The 17558-nt window shown below is 72.3% G+C and carries 19 protein-coding genes; 10 read left to right on the top strand and 9 right to left on the bottom strand.

What is annotated here, in order from left to right:
- The first annotated feature begins 437 nt into the window (after window positions 1-437).
- Window positions 438-2681: a penicillin acylase family protein gene (locus AB0K07_RS12075; RefSeq protein WP_363753785.1), complete on the top strand. Its 2244-nt coding sequence runs from the start codon at window positions 438-440 to the stop codon at window positions 2679-2681.
- Between the two features lie 125 nt (window positions 2682-2806).
- Here AB0K07_RS12075 and AB0K07_RS12070 read toward each other — a convergent pair whose 3' ends face one another.
- A complete protein-coding gene (locus AB0K07_RS12070; protein ID WP_363754327.1) occupies window positions 2807-3601 on the bottom strand; it encodes a helix-turn-helix transcriptional regulator in 795 nt (264 codons plus the stop codon).
- 132 nt (window positions 3602-3733) lie between these two features.
- Between AB0K07_RS12070 and AB0K07_RS12065 the strand changes: the two genes are divergently transcribed.
- Window positions 3734-4102, top strand: a complete 369-nt coding sequence (locus tag AB0K07_RS12065) for a nuclear transport factor 2 family protein (RefSeq protein WP_363753783.1) — start codon at window positions 3734-3736, stop codon at window positions 4100-4102.
- A gap of 118 nt (window positions 4103-4220) precedes the next feature.
- On the opposite strand, the gene AB0K07_RS12060 is transcribed toward AB0K07_RS12065, so the two are convergent.
- The gene (locus AB0K07_RS12060; protein ID WP_363753781.1) at window positions 4221-4718 is read right to left on the bottom strand and encodes a YcxB family protein; all 498 of its coding nucleotides are present in this window, start codon (window positions 4716-4718) and stop codon (window positions 4221-4223) included.
- Window positions 4719-4828: 110 nt separating this feature from the next.
- Here AB0K07_RS12060 and AB0K07_RS12055 point away from each other — a divergent pair, with 110 nt between their 5' ends.
- Window positions 4829-5368, top strand: coding sequence for an alpha/beta fold hydrolase (locus tag AB0K07_RS12055; RefSeq protein WP_363753779.1), 540 nt, complete (start codon window positions 4829-4831; stop codon window positions 5366-5368).
- Between the two features lie 13 nt (window positions 5369-5381).
- Here the strand turns inward: AB0K07_RS12055 and AB0K07_RS12050 are convergent, their stop codons facing one another.
- Both AB0K07_RS12050 and AB0K07_RS12045 read right to left on the bottom strand, forming a co-directional pair.
- Entirely contained in the window at window positions 5382-5987 is a 606-nt protein-coding gene (locus AB0K07_RS12050) for a YdeI/OmpD-associated family protein (RefSeq protein ID WP_363753777.1), read from the bottom strand.
- A gap of 92 nt (window positions 5988-6079) precedes the next feature.
- Window positions 6080-6901, bottom strand: coding sequence for a TetR/AcrR family transcriptional regulator (locus tag AB0K07_RS12045; RefSeq protein ID WP_363753775.1), 822 nt, complete (start codon window positions 6899-6901; stop codon window positions 6080-6082).
- On the opposite strand from AB0K07_RS12045, the gene AB0K07_RS12040 reads away from it, so the two are divergent.
- Entirely contained in the window at window positions 6830-7960 is a 1131-nt protein-coding gene (locus tag AB0K07_RS12040) for an FAD-dependent monooxygenase (protein WP_363753773.1), read from the top strand. The two genes, AB0K07_RS12045 and AB0K07_RS12040, sit on opposite strands and share 72 nt — an antisense overlap.
- Window positions 7961-8038: 78 nt before the next feature.
- Here the strand turns inward: AB0K07_RS12040 and AB0K07_RS12035 are convergent, their stop codons facing one another.
- Together AB0K07_RS12035 and AB0K07_RS12030 are read right to left on the bottom strand one after the other, a co-directional pair.
- A complete protein-coding gene (locus AB0K07_RS12035) occupies window positions 8039-8326 on the bottom strand; it encodes a hypothetical protein (protein ID WP_357104144.1) in 288 nt (95 codons plus the stop codon).
- Window positions 8327-8387: 61 nt separating this feature from the next.
- Window positions 8388-8600: a DUF1737 domain-containing protein gene (locus tag AB0K07_RS12030; protein WP_363753771.1), complete on the bottom strand. Its 213-nt coding sequence runs from the start codon at window positions 8598-8600 to the stop codon at window positions 8388-8390.
- A gap of 117 nt (window positions 8601-8717) precedes the next feature.
- On the opposite strand from AB0K07_RS12030, the gene AB0K07_RS12025 reads away from it, so the two are divergent.
- From AB0K07_RS12025 to AB0K07_RS12010, 4 genes are all read left to right on the top strand, one after another.
- Complete coding sequence (locus AB0K07_RS12025) at window positions 8718-9308, top strand: DinB family protein (RefSeq protein ID WP_363753768.1); 591 nt, start codon at window positions 8718-8720, stop codon at window positions 9306-9308.
- Window positions 9309-9362: 54 nt separating this feature from the next.
- Window positions 9363-10145, top strand: a complete 783-nt coding sequence (locus AB0K07_RS12020) for a hypothetical protein (RefSeq protein WP_363753765.1) — start codon at window positions 9363-9365, stop codon at window positions 10143-10145.
- A 53-nt stretch (window positions 10146-10198) separates the two neighbouring features.
- A complete protein-coding gene (locus AB0K07_RS12015; protein ID WP_363753762.1) occupies window positions 10199-10654 on the top strand; it encodes a hypothetical protein in 456 nt (151 codons plus the stop codon).
- Window positions 10655-10747: 93 nt separating this feature from the next.
- The gene (locus tag AB0K07_RS12010) at window positions 10748-10936 is read left to right on the top strand and encodes a hypothetical protein (RefSeq protein WP_363753759.1); all 189 of its coding nucleotides are present in this window, start codon (window positions 10748-10750) and stop codon (window positions 10934-10936) included.
- A 288-nt stretch (window positions 10937-11224) separates the two neighbouring features.
- Here the strand turns inward: AB0K07_RS12010 and AB0K07_RS12005 are convergent, their stop codons facing one another.
- Complete coding sequence (locus tag AB0K07_RS12005; protein WP_363753756.1) at window positions 11225-11569, bottom strand: hypothetical protein; 345 nt, start codon at window positions 11567-11569, stop codon at window positions 11225-11227.
- A gap of 1087 nt (window positions 11570-12656) precedes the next feature.
- Between AB0K07_RS12005 and AB0K07_RS12000 the strand changes: the two genes are divergently transcribed.
- Together AB0K07_RS12000 and AB0K07_RS11995 are read left to right on the top strand one after the other, a co-directional pair.
- A complete protein-coding gene (locus AB0K07_RS12000; protein ID WP_363753753.1) occupies window positions 12657-13262 on the top strand; it encodes a response regulator transcription factor in 606 nt (201 codons plus the stop codon).
- A gap of 116 nt (window positions 13263-13378) precedes the next feature.
- On the top strand, window positions 13379-13966 hold the full coding sequence (locus AB0K07_RS11995) for a response regulator transcription factor (RefSeq protein WP_363753750.1): 588 nt from the start codon (window positions 13379-13381) through the stop codon (window positions 13964-13966).
- Window positions 13967-13990: 24 nt separating this feature from the next.
- On the opposite strand, the gene AB0K07_RS11990 is transcribed toward AB0K07_RS11995, so the two are convergent.
- Both AB0K07_RS11990 and AB0K07_RS11985 read right to left on the bottom strand, forming a co-directional pair.
- The gene (locus tag AB0K07_RS11990; RefSeq protein ID WP_363753747.1) at window positions 13991-15769 is read right to left on the bottom strand and encodes an ABC transporter ATP-binding protein; all 1779 of its coding nucleotides are present in this window, start codon (window positions 15767-15769) and stop codon (window positions 13991-13993) included.
- Window positions 15766-17493, bottom strand: coding sequence for an ABC transporter ATP-binding protein (locus AB0K07_RS11985; protein ID WP_363753744.1), 1728 nt, complete (start codon window positions 17491-17493; stop codon window positions 15766-15768). The genes AB0K07_RS11990 and AB0K07_RS11985 overlap by 4 nt, the downstream gene beginning before the upstream one ends.
- Window positions 17494-17558: the final 65 nt, after the last annotated feature.

Genomic DNA, 17558 nt, shown 5'->3' with positions numbered 1-17558 from the left:
GCGACCCGGGAGGCGGCGATGATCGTGGCCGTGCCCTGGCCGAACGGCCGCGATCCCGCCGCCGACCAGCCCTCCGACCGCGTCACCGCGTCGAGCCGCCCGCGCACACGGGCGTTCGGCGCCACGACCAGGTCCGTCCGGTAGGGATCGACCGGCGAGTGTTGCGAACCCGTGACCCGTCCAGCGCACCGAGGCATCGGGGTACGGGTGGCGGGCGCCGCAGCGGTCATTTCCGCAGCCGGTGCGGCGCAACCGGAAGCGGTCCTGCCCTCGGCGTACCGGGCGCCTCGGCCCGGGGCGCCGGCGTCTCCATCCCGGCCCGGTCCACCCGTGCCGCCGGCTACCGCTGGTGGGCAGCGCCTCCGGCGCGTCCCCCGCCACGCCGGCCGGGCAACCCGGCACGATCCCCCGCACCCCTGAGAAAGGTGGACCACCCCATGAACCACCCGCAGAACGAAGGGCTGAGCCGGCGCCGCATGCTGGGCGGAGCGGCCGGACTGGCCGCTGGAGCCGCCGCGGTCGCGGCGGGGCTGCCGTCCAGCGCCGCCGCCGCTCCCGCGCGGACCGCGCCCGATGTCGCCCGCTGGCGCAGGCAGGCGGCGCAGGTGACGATCACCCGCGATGACTGGGGCATCCCGCACGTCGTGGGCAGGACCGACGCCGACGCGGTGTTCGGGATGATGTACGCCCAAGCCGAGGACGACTTCAACCGGATCGAGCGGAACTATCTGGTCAGCCTCGGTCGCCTCGCCGAGGCCGAGGGCGAGGGGGCCATCTGGCAGGACCTGCGCCAGCGGCTGTACGTCGACCCTCAGGAGCTGAAGCGGGACTACGCGCACTGCCCGTCCTGGCTGCGCAAGCTGATGCAGGCCTGGGCCGACGGGCTGAACTACTACCTCGCGACACACCCCGAGGTGCAGCCACGGGTGATCAGGCGGTTCGAGCCGTGGATGCCGTTGAGCTTCTCCGAGGGCAGCATCGGTGGCGACATCGAACGGGTGCCGCTCACCCAGCTCGAAGCCTTCTACAGCGGGCGTACGGTGCCGATGACCGACGAGGAGCGCGGGCTGCTGTTCCGCGAGCCCAGCGGCTCGAACGGCATGGCGATCGCGCCGAGCCACACCCGGAACGGTCACGCGCTGCTGCTGATCAACCCGCACACCAGCTTCTTCTTCCGCTCCGAGCAGCACGTGACGAGCCGGGAAGGGCTCAACGCCTACGGCGCGGCGACCTGGGGGCAGTTCTTCATCTACCAGGGCTTCAACCCGAACACCGGCTGGATGCACACGTCGAGCGGCGTCGACAACGTCGACGAGTTCGCCGAGACGATCGTGACCGGAGCGGACGGCCGGCACTCCTACCGCTACGGCAACGCCCTGCGCCCGGTGCGGACGAAGACGATCACGCTGTCGTATCGCACGGCCGATGGCGGGCAGGCCCGGCGCGGCTTCACCACCCTCGCCACACACCACGGCCCGATCGTCCGGGAGGCGGACGGCAAGTGGATCGCGTTCGCGCTGATGAACAGACCCGTCGAGGCCCTCCAGCAGAGCTTCCTGCGCACCAAGACGCGGGACTACGCGGACTTCATCCAGGTGGCCGGCCTCAAGGCCAACAGCTCGAACAACACGCTCTTCGCGGACTCGAAGGGTGAGATCGCCTTCCTGGTGCCGCAGTTCATGCCGGTGCGCGACGACCGCTTCGACTACCGCAAGCCCGTGGACGGCAGCGACCCGGCGACCGACTGGCGCGGACTGCACAGCCTCCGAAGTCTCCCGCAGGCGGTGAATCCGGGAAACGGCTGGGCGTTCAACACCAACAACTGGCCCTGGACCGCGGCCGGCCCGGACAGCCCCGACGCCGCCGACTATCCGCGCTACTTCGACCAGGCTGGTGAGAACCCCCGCGGACCGCAGGCGATCCGGGTGCTGAGCGCGCGCAACGACTTCACCCCGCAGACGCTCATCGCGGCGGCCTTCGACACCTACCTCACCGCCTTCGCCCGGCTCGTGCCCGGGCTGGTCGCGGCATGGGACCAGCTGCCCGAGGGCAACCAGCAGAAGGCGGCGCTCGCCGGTCCGATCAGCCTGCTGCGCGGCTGGGACTGCCGCTGGGGCGCGCAGTCGACCGCGACGTCGCTGGCCGTGTTCTGGGGCGAGGCGCTGTGGGCACCCCTGGCCCAGGCGGCGCGGGACGCGGGCATGTCGATGTGGGACTACCTGGCCGAGCGTGCCACCGACGAGCAGCGCCTCACGGCGCTGGAGGCGGCGGCGCAGCGGCTGACGCAGGACTTCGGCAGCTGGCAGGTGCCCTGGGGCGAGATCAACCGCTTCCAGCGCAACGACGGCGCGATCGTCCAGACGTTCGACGACGCGAAGCCGAGCAGCCCGGTGCCGTTCACCTCCGCGCAGTGGGGTTCGCTCGCCTCGTTCGGGGCGAGGCGCTACCCCGGAACGAAGCGCTACTACGGGACCAGCGGCAACAGCTTCGTGGCGGTCGTGGAGTTCGGACCGAAGCTGCGCGCCTGGGCCGTGACGGCGGGAGGCGCCAGCGGCCACCCGGACTCGCCGCACTTCAACGACCAGGCCGAACGCTACGCGAGCGGCAACCTCCGACCCGTCTACTTCCACCCCGAGGACCTCAAGGGCCACGTCGAGCGGCGCTACCGGCCGGGCTCGTGACCGGTCGCCGGAGGCGGGGGCGCTTCTCGATGTCCGGACGCTGACGTAGGGCCGTTCGTCGACGCCGTCGCGTGCTCTGGCCGGTCATCCGGTCGGTGTACGCGCCGGCGTTGGCCCACGCCGGCTCAGGACGTGGCGAGGGCCTGTAGTGCCTCCGTGGTCGTCGGGTCGGCAGGGAAGAAGGCCTCGACGGCCAGCCCGGAGACGGTGACGTCCAGCGGCGTGCCGAAGAGGGTCGTGGTGCTCACGAAGGACAGCACCCGGTCGTCGTGCCGGTACCGGAGGGGAATGACGACGCGCGACACGGCGTCGCTGATCGGTGCCGCGGGGGCGTTGCCGCCGGGATAGCCGCGAAGCTCCTCGTGCAGGTCGTACAGGACCGGGTCGTTGGTGGTGGCGGCCTGCTGGCGCAGCCGGCTGAGCAGGTGGGCGCGCCACTCAGGCAGGTTGAGGATTCGCGGGGCCATGCCGTCGGGGTGCAGGCTGAGCCGCAGCACGTTGATCGGTGGGGCCAGGAGGTGGGGCTGCGCACCGGCGGTGAACAGGGCGACGGCAGGGTTGGCGTCGACGAGATGCCAATGCTGGTCGACGAGTACCGCGGGGTACGGGCTGTGCCCGTCGAGGATCTGCCGTACGGCGGCACGTACCGGCGCCAGCTCCGGATCGCTCAGCTCGTGGCTGGGGTAGGCGGGCGCGTAGCCGCCGGCGAGCAGCATCGTGTTGCGCTCCGCCAGCGGCATCTCGAGCTGTTCGGCCAGACGCAGGAGCAACTCGGGGCTCGGCCGGGACCGCCCGGTCTCGACGAAACTCAGATGCCGGGCCGACACGCCCGCCTCGATCGACAGGTCGAGCTGACTCATCCCGCGAGTTCGGCGCCAGTCGCGCAGCAGCTCCCCCACAGGTCGCCCCGGCCTGGTCATGGTCGTCACGCCACCGACCCTAATGACCGCACCGGCGCACAGGCCATTACCTGCGACGTAATCGACAGGCCGCCCCGGCGCCGGAAATCATCTCTTCCCGAAGCGACCATTCCCGGCAACGAGGAGAGACCCATGGCGACCACGTTCGACGAGCTGGCCGAGCGGTACATCGCGATCTGGAACGAGACCGATCCGGCGAGGCGGCGCCGCGACATCGACGACCTGTGGGCCCCCGAGGGCCGCTACGTCGACCCGCTGGCCGTCGCCGAGGGGCGGGACGCGATCGACGCGACGATCGCCGCCGTGCAGAGCCAGTTCCCCGGCATGACGTTCCGGTTGGCCGGCCCGGTCGACGGCCACCACAACCAGGCCCGCTTCACCTGGGAGCTGGGGCCGGACAACGTCGAGGCACCGATCGTCGGCTTCGACGTCGCGGTGACCGACGGCAACGGGCAGCTGACCCAGGTGCTGGGTTTCCTGGACCGGCTCCCAGCGGCGTAGGAACCACCGGGGGCCGCGGACCGCCCGTGGCCCCCGCCGCGTCCGCCCGGCGGGCCGTGGGCGGCTCCCGGCGTCTTGACGTCATCGCACAGCACGACGGCAGCTGACCGTGATGTGTTCACCGACGTCGGAGCAGCCCACGTTCGGCCATGTACGCTCGCAACGTCTCGCCATCCTCGGCGGACATCAACCGGCGTGGGATGACCGTCGCCGGCATCTTGCCGACGTACACGATCCAGAACTCCGGGGTGTCCCTGACCTGGGTGACCCCGTCCCAGGCGATGCCACCGGACTCCGAGCCACTGCGCATCATGATGTTGTCATCGGTGATGTCGTAGGCGCCCTCGACGGCGTAGCGACCGGAGCGGCGCCGGGCGCGCAACCGCACCCACGGCCAGTACAGCATCGACAGCAGGCCACCCACGACCATCGCCGTCCACAGCGGCGAGATCTGCTCGCCCCACGCGGACCCCCGCGAAACGGCCAGACCGATCGCCCCGACCGCCGCCAGCACCGCGCCGATGTAGCCGAACCTGCGCAGTCGGACACTGCCCAGCGCAGCGGCCACGCGACCTGGGTAGGCGGGATCGGCTGGGACGTCGAAGCGGATGTGCACGCCAGAACGATAGTGCCCTCACCCGCCCCGTCCGCTGCCAGCGCCTGACTCCCGCCCTCCTGACCGGTCGTCGAGCACGTGGTTTGATCGAGACGTCCATCGAAGGGGGCATGGTGGGGCGCAGGGCGATCATCTTTCACGGCACCGGCGGCAACCCGGACGTGTGCTGGTATCGCTGGCTGGCAGAGCGGCTCGAGGCCCGTGGCTACGCTGTCGAGGTGCCGCATTACCCGGGCATCAACGTCGAGCCGATCGCCACGTTCCTGCCGGAGGTGCTGAACGGGCACAGCTTCGACGAGGACACGGTCCTGGTGGGCCATTCCGGCGGCGCGGCCCTCCTACTGGCGCTCCTGGAGCGTGTCGATGCGACCGTCGCTCAGGCGGTCCTGGTCGCCGGCTACTGCACCCGCCCCAACGCCAAGGAAGAACCGGTCCTCCAGCCGGACTACGACTGGGCCGCGATCCGGTCGCACGTGCGGGACATCTACTTCATCAACTCGCGCCAGGATCCGTACGGCTGCGACGACCGACAGGGGCGCGCCATGTTCGAGCGGCTCGGCGGCACCCAGATCGTCCGCGACGATGGGCACTTCGGTGACTACGACCAGCCGTACGAGCGGTTCGAACTGCTCGACCGACTCATTCCCTGACAGAAGGTGCCGATCACGGCGAGTTCGGAGGCTTGGCTTTCTGCGGGTAGATCGTCTCGTGGCGGGCCAGCATGGCGACGAACTCGTCGATCTTCCGCTCGCGGGTCTGCGCCCGTTTGACAGCATTGACGCGGTGGATGAGAGCGAACCGGTTGGTTTTGGTGAGTACGTCGAACATGGCCTGGGCGGCGGGGTCGGCGGCGATGGCGGCCCTGAGGTCGGCCGGCACCTCGGCTTCAGACGGCGGGGCGTAGGCGGCCGCCCACCGCCCGTCCGCCTTCGCGGCTTCGACCGCGGCGCGGCCCGGGGGCAGCATTCGCCCCTGCGCCTCCAGCCGGGCCACGTGGGCGACGTTGCGTTGTGACCAGGAACTGCGGGGTCTGCGAGGGGTGTACCGGATCCAGGAGGTCTCCTCGTCCCGTCTCCGGGCCTGCCCGTCGATCCAGCCGAAGCACAGGCCCTCGTCGACGGCCTGTTGCCAGGTCAGCGTCGTGATGGTGCCGCCCTTCCTGGTCAGGGCGAGCCAGACGCCGGGCGACGTGGCGTGGTTGGCCGACAACCACGCCCGCAGCGCGTCGGCGTCCGCGACGATCAACTCATCCAGTTCGGCGCTCGCCATGATGGCAGGCTATCGCTGCGCCGTTGCCGCAGCCTCTTCCTGTGCTCAGCCGTGCATCGGTGTTCAGCCGGGACTGGCCTGCGAGCAACAGGTCACGTGTGGGGATGGCTGGTGATGCCGTCCAGGATGGTGATCAGGTTGTGGTGGAAGGTTTCCTCGGCGTTGAGGTGGGCGCCGTCGATGACGAGCCGGGCGACGGTGGGGTAGCGGCCCGTTTCGAGCATGCGTGTCAGGTAGGGGCCGAGGGCGACCTGCCAGGCGGACACGTCGGTGCCGGTTGATCGGGCGGTGCGGCGCTCGGTGATCTCCCTGCGGAGCGCTCCGACGATGAACGCGTTGAGGGCGCCCAGGGCCCGCTGGAGATCGTCGATACCGCGCACGCCAGGGGCCTGGCTGAGCGCCGCCGCGGTCGATTCGCCCACGGCGAGCGCGTGCGGCCCCAGGTGTGGCCTTGCGCCGAGCAGGTCGGCGAACCACTCATGATCAAGAGCGGCGTCACGGGTCCGGTGAACGATGGCCAGCACCGTGGCGCGCCACTCGGAGTGCTGGCCGGCCTCGGCGATCTGGGCATACACGGCGTCGACCATCAGGTCGAGCAGTTCGGATCTGTTGATCACGTAGTCGTAGAGCCGCATCGGACCGACACCGAGCTCTTTGGCGATCTTGCGTACCGACAGCCCGTCGAGGCCGTGTGCGTCGGCGAGCCGGATCGCCGTGGCGGCGATCTTGGCGCGGCTCAGCGGCACCGGCGCCGCCCGCGGCTGGGGCTCGGGCCGTTCCCAGACGGGCAGAGCTGCGCTACCGTACGGCGTATCCATGAGATACAGCGTACGGTAACGGAGATGATGATGCGAATTGCGATCGCCGGCGGTGGCCTCGGCGGCCTGACGCTGGCCCGAATCCTGCACCGACACGACATCGACGCGGTGGTGTACGAGCGCGAGGCAAGCCGATCAGCGCGATTACAGGGCGGAATGCTCGACCTGCACCCGGAGTCCGGGCAACAGGCCCTGGCCGAGGCGGGCCTCGACGGCCGATTCCGATCGGAGGCACGGCCGGAGGGCGAGGAACATCGCATCCTCGACCCGGCCGGACGCACCCTCGTGCATCACAAGCCACAACCCGGCTCATTCTCGGGACGCCCCGAGATCGACCGCAGCGTGCTACGTGATCTTCTGCTCGACGCACTTCCCGCCGACACCGTCATGTGGCAGCACCGGCTCGTCGCGGCGACGCCACGACCCGACGGAGGTTTCGGGCTGACGTTCGACGGCGGCCACAGCGCCGACTGCGACGTCCTCATCGGGGCGGACGGCGCACGCTCGGTCGTCCGATCGCGGCTGACCGACACGACACTGTCCTCCGTGGCAACCCTGGTCGAACTCAGCATCAGCGACGCCGACCGGCGCCACCCGGATGTCGCCGAGATGGTCGGCCCTGGAAACCTCTGGTGTATCGGCGTGAGCCAGATCCTGGCCGCACAACGCCTCGGCGACGGCAGCATCCGAGTCGGGATCTCCCTACCCGCGGACGATCGCCCCATGGACACCTACCGCAGCAAGCGCGCTCTGCTGGACATGTTCGACGGCTGGGACCCCAGCCTCACCGCACTCATCGACGCCGGCGACAGCCCGCCGAGCCCACGCAGGATCGAGGCGATGCCCACCGGTACACGCTGGGCCCACCAGCCGGGCGTCACCCTCATCGGTGACGCCGCGCACCTCATGCCGCCGGTCGGCGAGGGCGCCAACCAAGCCATGCTCGACGCCGCCGAACTCGCCGCCGAGCTCGCCACCAGCCCCGCCGACCCCGACTCGGCGATCCGGAGGTACGAGGAGGCGATGTTCAGAAGAATCGGCCCGATCGCCGAGATGTCCGCACGAGTCCAGGCGATGATGCTGTCCCCCACCGCGGCCGACGACATCGTCCGCTTCTTCACGCCGCGGTCCACCGAGCCGGCACCCGCGGATTGACGACACGCCTGGCCGCCCCCGGTGCGCCGACAGCGGCAGATCGGCACACCTGACCGTCGCCGGCGATCAGTCTCCTGGTCAGAAGGGGGGCGCGTCCTCGCCCATCAACGCCAGCACGACGCCTCCCTTTCCGCTCTTGAGGCTCTGAACCACGACCTTGCCGGTGCTGCCGTCGGGCAGCTCCAACGTGAAGGTCTTCCCGACCGCGTTCTTGGGGCCATTGCCGGCGCTGTTGGCGGGTCGGAAGTCGCCTGCCCACGGCGGGATTCCACCCCTGCGGGCGGGCTCGGCGAAGAGCGCGGCGGTGCCGGGGGTCCTGGTGCCGTCCGAGGAGAGAAGGACTGAGGCGCTGCGATAGGTAGCCATATGCGCCAAGGGTATCCCGGACTGCGCTCGTCCGCGCCACGACAACTGTGCGCGTTTGTTCTCAACTGGCGCTGCCCTCAGACGCCTCGGCGTCGACGAGGTGCGGCAGCACCAACGCTTGAGCGGCGATGACGCGCTCACCGTTGAAGGTCAGCGCCGGCGACCCATGTAGCTGGTAGCCCTGGTTGAGAAGGCCGCTGACGCGGGCGCAGAATTCAGCGTCATCGGGTCCGGTGATCAGGCGATAGCGGAGCGGGGCATGGAAGTCTGACACCGCCGCATTGTGCCCGCCCGGCTACCACCCCGTCGTGGCCTGTCACGGCCAGCGGTCGCTGATCGTGCGTTCGACGCCTCGAACGAATTGTCAGGCGTATGAGGAAGACTGCTGGGCATGGCTGAGCTGGACGACCCAAAGGCGGCGCTGCACCACTACCTCCAGGCGACACGCGATGACCTGATCTGGAAGCTCGACGGGCTGAGCGAACGCGAGGCCAGGCTGCCCCGCACCGCGACCGGCAACAACCTGCTGGGAGTCGTCAAGCACTGCCTCAACATTGAAGCCGGCTACTTCGGGCCCACCTTCGGGCGCGAGTTCCCCACACCTCAGGACCTGGTCCCCATGCAGGCGTTCGACGACGACCCGCAGGCAGACTGGTACGCGTCAGAGGGCGAGACGAAGGATGGACTGGTCGACCTGTATCGCCGTGTGGCGGCGTTCGCGGACCAGACCATCGACCAGCTACCCCTCGATGCGCCAGGTCAGGTGCCCTGGTGGCGGCCAGGTGCACAGGACGTGACGCTGCACAGGATCCTGATCCATGTGACGTGCGACGTCGCTCGTCACGCCGGTCACGTGGACATCATGCGCGAGCAGCACGACGGAGCGATCGGCTGGCAGCGGGACACCAGCAGCATCCCTGACGACTATGACTGGCCGGCGTATGTCGCCAAGCTGACGAAGCTCGCTGACCGGTTCGGGTAGTCGTCCGGGTCCACCGATACCGGCGGAAGGGCGGCGGCCGACGTGCGGGTGACGATGACCAGCGCCGCGGCATGGCCCGGCCGCGCCAACGAGGACTTCGCCGGCGCCGTACCGATGGCGGCGGTGTTGATCGACGGCGCCGGCATTCCCGGCACCGAGAGGATCTGCCGGCACGGCGTGGCCTGGTACGCCAGCCGCCTGGGAGGCAGGCTCCTCAGCCTCCTGTCCCTCGTGCCGGACCGCAGTCTTCCGGCGCTGCTCGCCGAGGCCATCGGGCAGGTGACGGACGATCACCGGGGCACCTGCGACGTCGCCGACCCCGTCAGTCCATCGGCGACGGTGGCGATCGTGCGCCGGTCCGACAGCCTCGTCGAGCACCTGGTGCTCGGTGACGTGGTCGTCGTGCTCGACCGAGCGGCGGGTGGGCCCGTCGTCGTCTCGGACCCCCGGGAGGTGATCATCAGCCGGTCGTACGAGTCCGCGCTCGAGGCCGTCGTCGAGGACAGCGACGAGCACCACCGGATCCTCCGGGACCTGCGCGCCAACCGGAACCGGCCGGGTGGCTTCTGGGTGGCGAAGGACGACCCCCGGGCGGCGGACGAGGCGATCACCGGCAGCTGTCCGGTCTCCGGCCTGGCCGGCGCCGTCCTGCTCAGCAACGGAGCCAGCCGCATCGTCGACCGGTTCCGGCTCGCCGACTGGCCGGAGGTCCTGGCCGTCCTGGCGTCGAGCGGCCCCGCCGAGATCATCCGTCGTGTCCGGCAGGCGGAGGCACGCGACGCGGTGGCGGCGGACGACGCCACGATCGCACACTGCACCGACCTCGGCGAGGCATGACGGTCCAGCCGAGTGTGCGACCACACCCAGCAGAAGGAGGAGGAGGTACGACGATGACGGAGCGACATCCCGCACTCGCCCGGCTCGACGCGCTCGTCGGACGGTGGACGATGCAGCCGAAGGTCGACGGCATCGGCGTCGGGTGGACGGACTTCTCCTGGGTCGAGGAGGGCCAGTTCCTGCGGCAGTTCTCCAACGCCGATCCCCTGCCGGCCAGCGCGCCGCGGGCCTGGCGGGAGAACAACCCGTTGCCCACGACGTCGCTGATCGGGCTCGACGACGCCGGCGAGGAGTTCGTCATGCTGTACGCCGACAGCCGAGGCGTGCACCGGGTCTACCGGATGACCTTCGCCGACGGCGTCTGGCGGGCGTGGCGGGACGTCCCCGGGTTCCACCAGCGGTTCACGGGGACGCTGAGCCCGGATGGCGACACCATCGACGGGCAGTGGGAGATGTCCCAGGACGGTGTCGACTGGCGACTGGACTTCGAGCTGACGTACCGCCGCTGACGCGACTGACCCCGACCGCCGAGCCGGCCGGCCCCGGTTTCCGCGCCGCTTGCCGGGGTACCGCTGGGCAGGACCGAGGGAGGGACGCGTCGGATGAGCGAGCCGGAACAGCACCGCGATGGCGACCGTACCGGGGTGCCGCAGGACGCGGCTGCGAGGCGGACCCGGGCGGCGCAGGAGGCACACGGCGGCAGCATGGCGCCCGGCATGGTGGACGACACGGGCCACCCGGTTTCGACGGCGCCGGCCGACCGCGTGGCCGACGCCGACAGCGCCGACTGACGGCCGTTGCCGGGGGCGGCCCGACAGCGTCGTCGGTGTCGCCCCCGGCAACGGCGCCGGCGCGTCTCCTCGCGCCTGTGTGGCAAGCGGGTGGACCGCGTACACCACCCGCTCGATCCGTTCATCGTCGCCGCGCCCTGGGTGCTGGCCGGAGGGGCCGCCTACCTGGTCCTCAGGCGGGTCGTCGGGCGCGGACGGGGCCAGGGCCCAGACGCTCTCCTGTGGACGGCCAGGGGTGACTCGGAGGGTGAGTGACACGCCACCGGATGCGGTTGCGTGTCCACATCGCTACCATGAGTCAGCAATCCCGAGCGGAAGGGGTCGTGCCGCGTGCGAAGTCCCGTCGATGGAACCGCGCCGACGCCTGCGCCCACCCGATCCGCTTCGCTCGCGGCCGAGCGGGTGCGCAGGCTCACCCGGCGGATGGCGGTGATCGTGGCCGCCGCCGGGGCCGGCTTCGTCATGGCCGTCCTGTTCCAGGAGCCAGCCGTCGCCGACGGGGGCCGCAGCGGTGCCGGCGGCGAGCGTCATCAGCAGACCGGCGCCCTGGTCGAGGGGGTCGTCCGGCTCACCGTCGGGGAAGGCCCCGACCGGCACCGCCAGCAGGCCGCGGGTGCCGACGACCGTCACCACGGTGCGCCCCTCGCGCCGGCAGGAGCCATCGGCGTCGTCGTCGCCCCGAGCGACGCCACGCCACCGACGGCGCCTCCACGGTCGAGCAGAAGCTCGCCCGGGTCGGTACCGCTCCCCCGGGTCGGCGCACCCGTGCCGCACGGCACGGCCGAGCGCGGGAAACCGCCGCCCGCTCCGCAGTCCGAAGCGGCCGCTCGCGCGGGTCATCGTCCGGCTCGGGGCACCGGCCCACTGCGGCCGGCCGTCGATCCCCCACGGCACCCACGCTCGGCCGCGCCATCGGCCCTGTTCCCCGCCACCTCGTCCATCGTGGGCCCGATCACCGCCCCGGTGCCGCACGTCGCACACGCCGCGGGCAGCGTGCCGATCCGGCCCGTCGTCACAGCGCTCAGCCGCATCGCCGATGCCGTTCTACCACCCGCTCTCGGCGTGGTGATCGTTCCGGCTCCACCGCGGCTGCCCGCTCCGCAGGCACCGCCGGGGCCCGGCCTCGCCCCCGTTCCGGTGACCGACGCGACGGACCAGCCCGCACCGGTCGTGCCGGCGTCACCGGTGGGTCCGGCGCCGGCGCCGGTACGCTCCGCGGCGCTGCCGGCCGTGCCTACGCCGACGCGGGCGTCCATCGTGGGCGCGGTGACCATCGCGGCCCCGACGGGGCACCGGGGCGCACCGCCAGGTCCGGCGCCCGCCCGGTCGGACCTACCGGGCCGACCCGTGGCACCTGCTGACCAGGATGCCGCCGGCGTCGACGACGGTGGGGCACCCGGGCCGGGGTTGGTGTGGCCCGTCGCCCGGCAGTCGCCCACCGGTGCTGAGCAGTTCGACGATCTCGTGCCGCTCGTCGTCGGGGCCCGATCCCCGTCGGGGATCGCCCGACCTGGCTGACGCGGGCCGATCGGCCCCGGTGGCTGGCTGGCCAGTTCGGCCAGGTGCACCCGCTGGAGCCGACCGGCGCCCGTGCCCGTCCGCATGACGGTGCCGCGGGTCGATACCTGCCCGCCTGTCGCGCGCGACCGGCCCCGCCGAACCCTGTGGATGATCCGGGGTGGGTGGCCGCCTGACGCGTACCTGAGATCGGAGAAACGCGGTGATCCACGTTGTCATCGCCGAGGACATGGGTCTGCTCCGCGGGGCGCTCTGCGCCGCGCTGTCACGTGAGGAGGACATGAAGGTGGTCGCCGACGTCGAGGGCGTCGGCGAGCTGTTGCAGGTGGTCCGGCGGTGCAAACCGCAGGTGGTGGTGCTGGCGTTGGCGCCCGATCTCCCCGACCCGGTGGAGGTGGTCGCCAAGATCGGCGCCGAGGCCCCGAACACCGCCGTGCTGGCGATGAGCCCACGGTGGAGCCCGGCCCTGGTGGAGGCGGCGCTGGCGGCCGGCGCCCGGGGTTTGGTCGGGAAGGATGGCTCCCTGGCCGAGTTGGTGCGGGCGATCCGCACGCTCGCCGCCGGGGAGCGCGCCATCGACCCGGCCGCGGCGGCGGCGGTGCTGTGGCCCGCGGAAAGCCCGTTGACGCCCCGGGAGATGGACGTGCTGCGGATGGCCGCCGAAGGTCTGCCCCTGAAGGAGATCGCGGTCCGCCTCTACCTGGCACATGGGACGGTGCGTAACCACCTGTCGGCGATCCTGCGCAAGACCGGGGCACGCAACAGGTTGGAGGCGGTGTGGCGCGCGCGGCGGGACGGCTGGCTGTAGCCGTCGGCGGGCGGGTCCGGCGGTCTGCCCGGGCCCGCTCCCTCACCGTGCGAACGTGCCGCATGCGTGTTTGAATGCTGACGTTATGTGATCGTCATCGGAGTGCCGGAAGGTTCATGGTGATCCGTACCCTGCTCGCGTTGGACGGCGCCCTGGTGCTGGGCGCGCTGTCGTTCGTCCTCGCCGCCGAGGACGACATCCGTGTCGTGGCGAAGGTGGATCGCGGCGACGCGGTCTCCGCGGCCGTGCGCGCCCAACGCCCCGACGTGGTGGTGGCCGACCTGGACTTCATCGAGGGAGTCGACGCCAGCCGCCTCGGCCCGTGTCCGGTCCTGGTGCTGGCCCATCCACGCCGGGCCAGGCGGCTGCGCGGCCTGCTCTGCGCGACCCGGATGGTCGGTATCCTGCGCAGCGACGTCGCTCCTCAGCGGGTCATCGACGGGATCCGCCGGCTGGCTCGACGGGAGCCGGTGCTCGACGCGGACCTCGTCGTCGCGGCGCTGCACTCGGACGGTCCACTGACCGACCGGGAGACGGAGGTGCTGACGCTGACCGCGGCGGGGGCGCCGGTCGCGGAGGTCGCGGTGTCGCTCGGTCTCACCTGTGGCACCGTCCGCAACCATCTTGGTCGGATCGGCCGCAAGGTTGGCGCGCGTACCCGGGTCGAGGCCGTGCGGGTCGCACGCGAGGCGGGCTGGATCTGACCCCCGGCGGCGCGGGCGCGCGGTTCACCCCCGCCGCGCCGGCGCCGCCCGGGGCGGCACGGCAGGCTCGTCCCAGCAGCCGACGAGCAGCCGGTAGGTGGCCGAGCGTTCCAGCAGCTGCTCATGCGTCCCCGCCACGGGCTCATCCCCGTCGAGGACCAACAGCCGACGGGCCCGGATCGCGGAACTGATCCGGTGCGCGATGACGACCAGGCTGCCGGGTCGCCGGGCGAAGGCGTCCTCGACCGTCGCCTCCAGCGCAGGGTCCAGATGGCAGGTGGCCTCGTCGAGGATCACCAGCGGGGCGGGTGCCAGCCAGGCCCGGACCGCCGCGATGAGCTGCCGCTCGCCGCCGGAGAGCAGGGCCGGCGTGACCTGCGCGTCCAGGCCGCCCAGGCGGTCCGCCAGGGGACGCGCGCCGAGCGCGTCGAGGGCGGTCGCCAGCGTGCGGTCGTCGGCGTCGGGCCGGAGATAGCGGAGGTTGTCGGCGAGGCGTCCGGTGAAGACGTACGCCTCCTGCGGCACCAGCACCCGCATCCGGCTCAGGACGGCCGGCTCGGCGCCGGCGACCGCCGCGCCGGCCAGGTGGACCGTGCCGGCCTGCGGCGGCACCAAGCCGGCCATCAGGGCCGCCAGGGTGGACTTGCCCGCACCGCTCGGGCCCACCACGGCGAGATGGTCCCCGTCGGCCACCGTCAGCGAGAAGTTCTCCAGGACCGGCCGGGCGCGCGGGCCGTAGCGGAAGGTCAGTCCCCGGACCTCGACGGCCGGGGCAGGGCCGGTCCGGCCGGCCGGCGGGCGGGAGCGGGGCGTCCGGGTGACCGACCCCGACGGACGGCGACCGTCGATCATCGGACAGGTGCGCAGGATGTTCTCCAGGGTCACCACGTAGCGCAGTCCACCGCCGCCGATGCCCTGGACCAGGGTGTGCAGGGCGGGTTGCAGACCGGTGGAGACGTAGATCAGCGCGCCCAGCACCGCGCCGGCGGTCAGGCCACGCTCGACCAGCCACGGCGCGGCCGACAGCAGCACCACCAGCGGCAGCCAGCCGCCGATGCCGAGACTGAGGCTGCGGATCGCGGCCATCCGGGCGAGCGTGCGCTCCGCGGCGGCCTGCGCCGACACCCGACGTTCGACGTCGGCTGTCACCCGTGCCTGCGCGCCGCAGGCCAGCACGTCGCGGTGCCCGGCCAACGCGGTCGCTGCCGACTGGCCGAGCTGCTCACCGGCCCGGACGTACGCGCGCTGGTGCGCCACCATCGCCGGCAGCGCGGCAAGGAACACGGCCAGGCCGGCGGCCAGCGGCGCGGCGGCCAGCGCCGCCACCACCGGTGCCAGGGCGAGCAGGCCGAGCAGGGCCGCGCCAGCGGAGAAGAGGAAACCGCGGGTCACCATCAACAGGCCGGCGAAGGTGTCACGGACGATCTCCATCTGGTGGGTCAGCCGGGCCACCGCCGCGCTGTCCGGGTGGCCGCCAGCCCGGGTGGCGTCGCGCAGCGCCCCCCGGACCACCTGAGCGGCCAGCTCGTCGCGGAACGGCTCGACCACGGCGCCGAGGCACCGGTACGTCCGACCGGTGGCCGCCGCGCCGACCAGCACGGCCACGGCGAGGGCACCCAGCCAGGCCAGGCCGGCGAGCAGATGCCCGGCCAGGAAACCCTCGTCGACGGCGCGGGCGACCAGGTAGCCGGAGAGCAGCGCGGGCAGCGACTCCACCAGCGACCAGCCGCAGAGCCGGGCCAGCTCCCGCCGGCGGGCCCGCATCGCCCGCCAGGTCGCCTGACGTACCCCGGGGCGGCTCACGACCCACCGCGGGCCGGTTGGAAGACCGCCCGGTAGTCCGGGTCCACCCAGAGTCGCCGGTGTGGCGCCAGGCCGCGCAGCCGACCGCCGTCGAGCCAGGCGACCAGGTCGGCCGCCGCGGCCGTCGCGACCCGGTGGGTCACGACGAGTCGGGTACGCTCGCCGGCCCGGCCGGTCACCGCCTGGGCGATCCGGTGTTCGGTCGCCGTGTCCAGGTTGGATGTCGCATCGTCCAGGATGAGCAGTCGCTCGGCGGCGAACGCGCGCGCCAGGCCGAGACGCTGGGTCTCGCCCCCGGAGAGCGGTGTGTCCACCAGCGGGGTGCGGTAGCCCTCGGGCAGCCGTTCGACCACGTCGGCGACCGCCGCCATGCGGGCCGCACGAAGGACCGCCGACGTGGCCGGAGCCGGGTCGGCCGGCAGCGCCGCCGACTCGGGCGGCAGCGCCAACCCGATCGCGTCGTGGATGGTCGCTCCGATCAACACCGGCCGGTCGAAGGCGTAGCCCACGGCCCGGCGCAGCGCCGCCCGGTCGAGCTGCCGCAGGGGCACCCCGTCCAGGCGCACGTCACCACCGTCGGGATCGTGCAGCCGGCCCGCCACCGCCGCCAGGGTCGACTTGCCGGCGCCGGACGTCCCGACGACGGCCACGGTCGCGCCGGCCGGTACGTCCAGGTCGATCCGGTCCAGGATGGGCCGGCCGTCGTCGGCGTACACGCTCACCCCGCACAGTCGCAGCGCGCCGCCGCCGGGTGGGAGGGGCCGGTCGCCTGCCGGCACGGCGGGCTGGGCCATCAGCTCGGCGACGCGATGCGCCCCCGCGCGGCTGCGGACCAGGTGGTTCAGTGTGGCGAGCACGCCGCCGAGCCCGGCACCCATCGCCGCGTAGCGGACCGCGGCGACCAGTTCCCCCGGCGTCAGCCAACCGACGGTCAGGGCGTACCCGCCGACCGCGACGACACTCAGGTGCAGCAGCGGCGCCACGGCGGAGGTTCGCGCGCTCGCCCGGGCCAGCAGCTCCCAACCGCGCCGGCCGTGCTGGCGCAGCTCCGGCAGGGCCGCCAGCACCCGCTCCTCCTCACGGTGGGTGGTGGCGGCGGCGGCGATGGTCCGGGCACCGGTCAGCGACTCCAGCAGCCGGCCGGCGATGGTGCCCAGCACCCGTTGGTAGCTGGCGGTCACGGTCGAGGCGTCGGCGACGAAGGCCCGCATGAGGACGGCGAGCAGGCCGAGACCGGCGAACAGGGTGACCCCGAGCACCGGTTCCATGATGGTGAGCGCGACGACGCTGCCGAGCGGCGGGAGCAACGCCACCACCGCCAGCACCACGGCGTTGCCGGCCTGTCCCGCATCGGCCGCCTGGCTGACCAGCCGGCCGACGAGATCACCCACCGGATGCCGGCGAGTGGCGCGTACGTCCAACGCAAACAGGTGGCGCAGCAGGTGCCGGCGCAGCCCGGCGGTGGCTCGTGCCGCACCGAACCCGCTGGCCAGGTCTGTGACGGTGTCGACGCAGATGAGAACCACGACCAAGCCGCAGGCGGACACCGTCCACCAGCCGGAGCCGCCGGCGAGGGCGGCGTCGACGGCACGGCCGAGGGCCGCGGGTAGCAACAGTTCAGCGGTCGCACCGAACAGCGCGACCAGCGCGAGCCCGGCGGTCCAGCCGCCGCCCGCCCGGACCGTCCGCCGGAGCAACCGGTCCCCTACGGCGAACGTCGGCATCGATCCTCCCGGTGGTACGCGGTTGCCCTGGGCGGGTACGTCTACCCACCCAGGGCCCCGCGTGT

The organism is Micromonospora sp. NPDC049301, from assembly GCF_040678715.1.
Lineage (GTDB): Bacteria > Actinomycetota > Actinomycetes > Mycobacteriales > Micromonosporaceae > Micromonospora.
Note: the sequence above shows the minus strand (reverse complement) of the source record. Positions and strands in the feature narration are given on the sequence as shown.

Coding starts and splice junctions, on each gene's coding strand:
- AB0K07_RS12025 (WP_363753768.1), top strand. CDS start 8,718: ATGGCTGAGCTGGACGACCCAAAGGCGGCGCTGCACCACTACCTCCAG.
- AB0K07_RS12065 (WP_363753783.1), top strand. CDS start 3,734: ATGGCGACCACGTTCGACGAGCTGGCCGAGCGGTACATCGCGATCTGG.
- AB0K07_RS12040 (WP_363753773.1), top strand. CDS start 6,830: ATGATGATGCGAATTGCGATCGCCGGCGGTGGCCTCGGCGGCCTGACG.
- AB0K07_RS12050 (WP_363753777.1), bottom strand. CDS start 5,987: ATGGCGAGCGCCGAACTGGATGAGTTGATCGTCGCGGACGCCGACGCG.
- AB0K07_RS12015 (WP_363753762.1), top strand. CDS start 10,199: ATGACGGAGCGACATCCCGCACTCGCCCGGCTCGACGCGCTCGTCGGA.
- AB0K07_RS11995 (WP_363753750.1), top strand. CDS start 13,379: ATGGTGATCCGTACCCTGCTCGCGTTGGACGGCGCCCTGGTGCTGGGC.
- AB0K07_RS11985 (WP_363753744.1), bottom strand. CDS start 17,493: ATGCCGACGTTCGCCGTAGGGGACCGGTTGCTCCGGCGGACGGTCCGG.
- AB0K07_RS12070 (WP_363754327.1), bottom strand. CDS start 3,601: ATGACCAGGCCGGGGCGACCTGTGGGGGAGCTGCTGCGCGACTGGCGC.
- AB0K07_RS12035 (WP_357104144.1), bottom strand. CDS start 8,326: ATGGCTACCTATCGCAGCGCCTCAGTCCTTCTCTCCTCGGACGGCACC.
- AB0K07_RS12020 (WP_363753765.1), top strand. CDS start 9,363: ATGACCAGCGCCGCGGCATGGCCCGGCCGCGCCAACGAGGACTTCGCC.
- AB0K07_RS12075 (WP_363753785.1), top strand. CDS start 438: ATGAACCACCCGCAGAACGAAGGGCTGAGCCGGCGCCGCATGCTGGGC.
- AB0K07_RS12010 (WP_363753759.1), top strand. CDS start 10,748: ATGAGCGAGCCGGAACAGCACCGCGATGGCGACCGTACCGGGGTGCCG.
- AB0K07_RS12055 (WP_363753779.1), top strand. CDS start 4,829: ATGGTGGGGCGCAGGGCGATCATCTTTCACGGCACCGGCGGCAACCCG.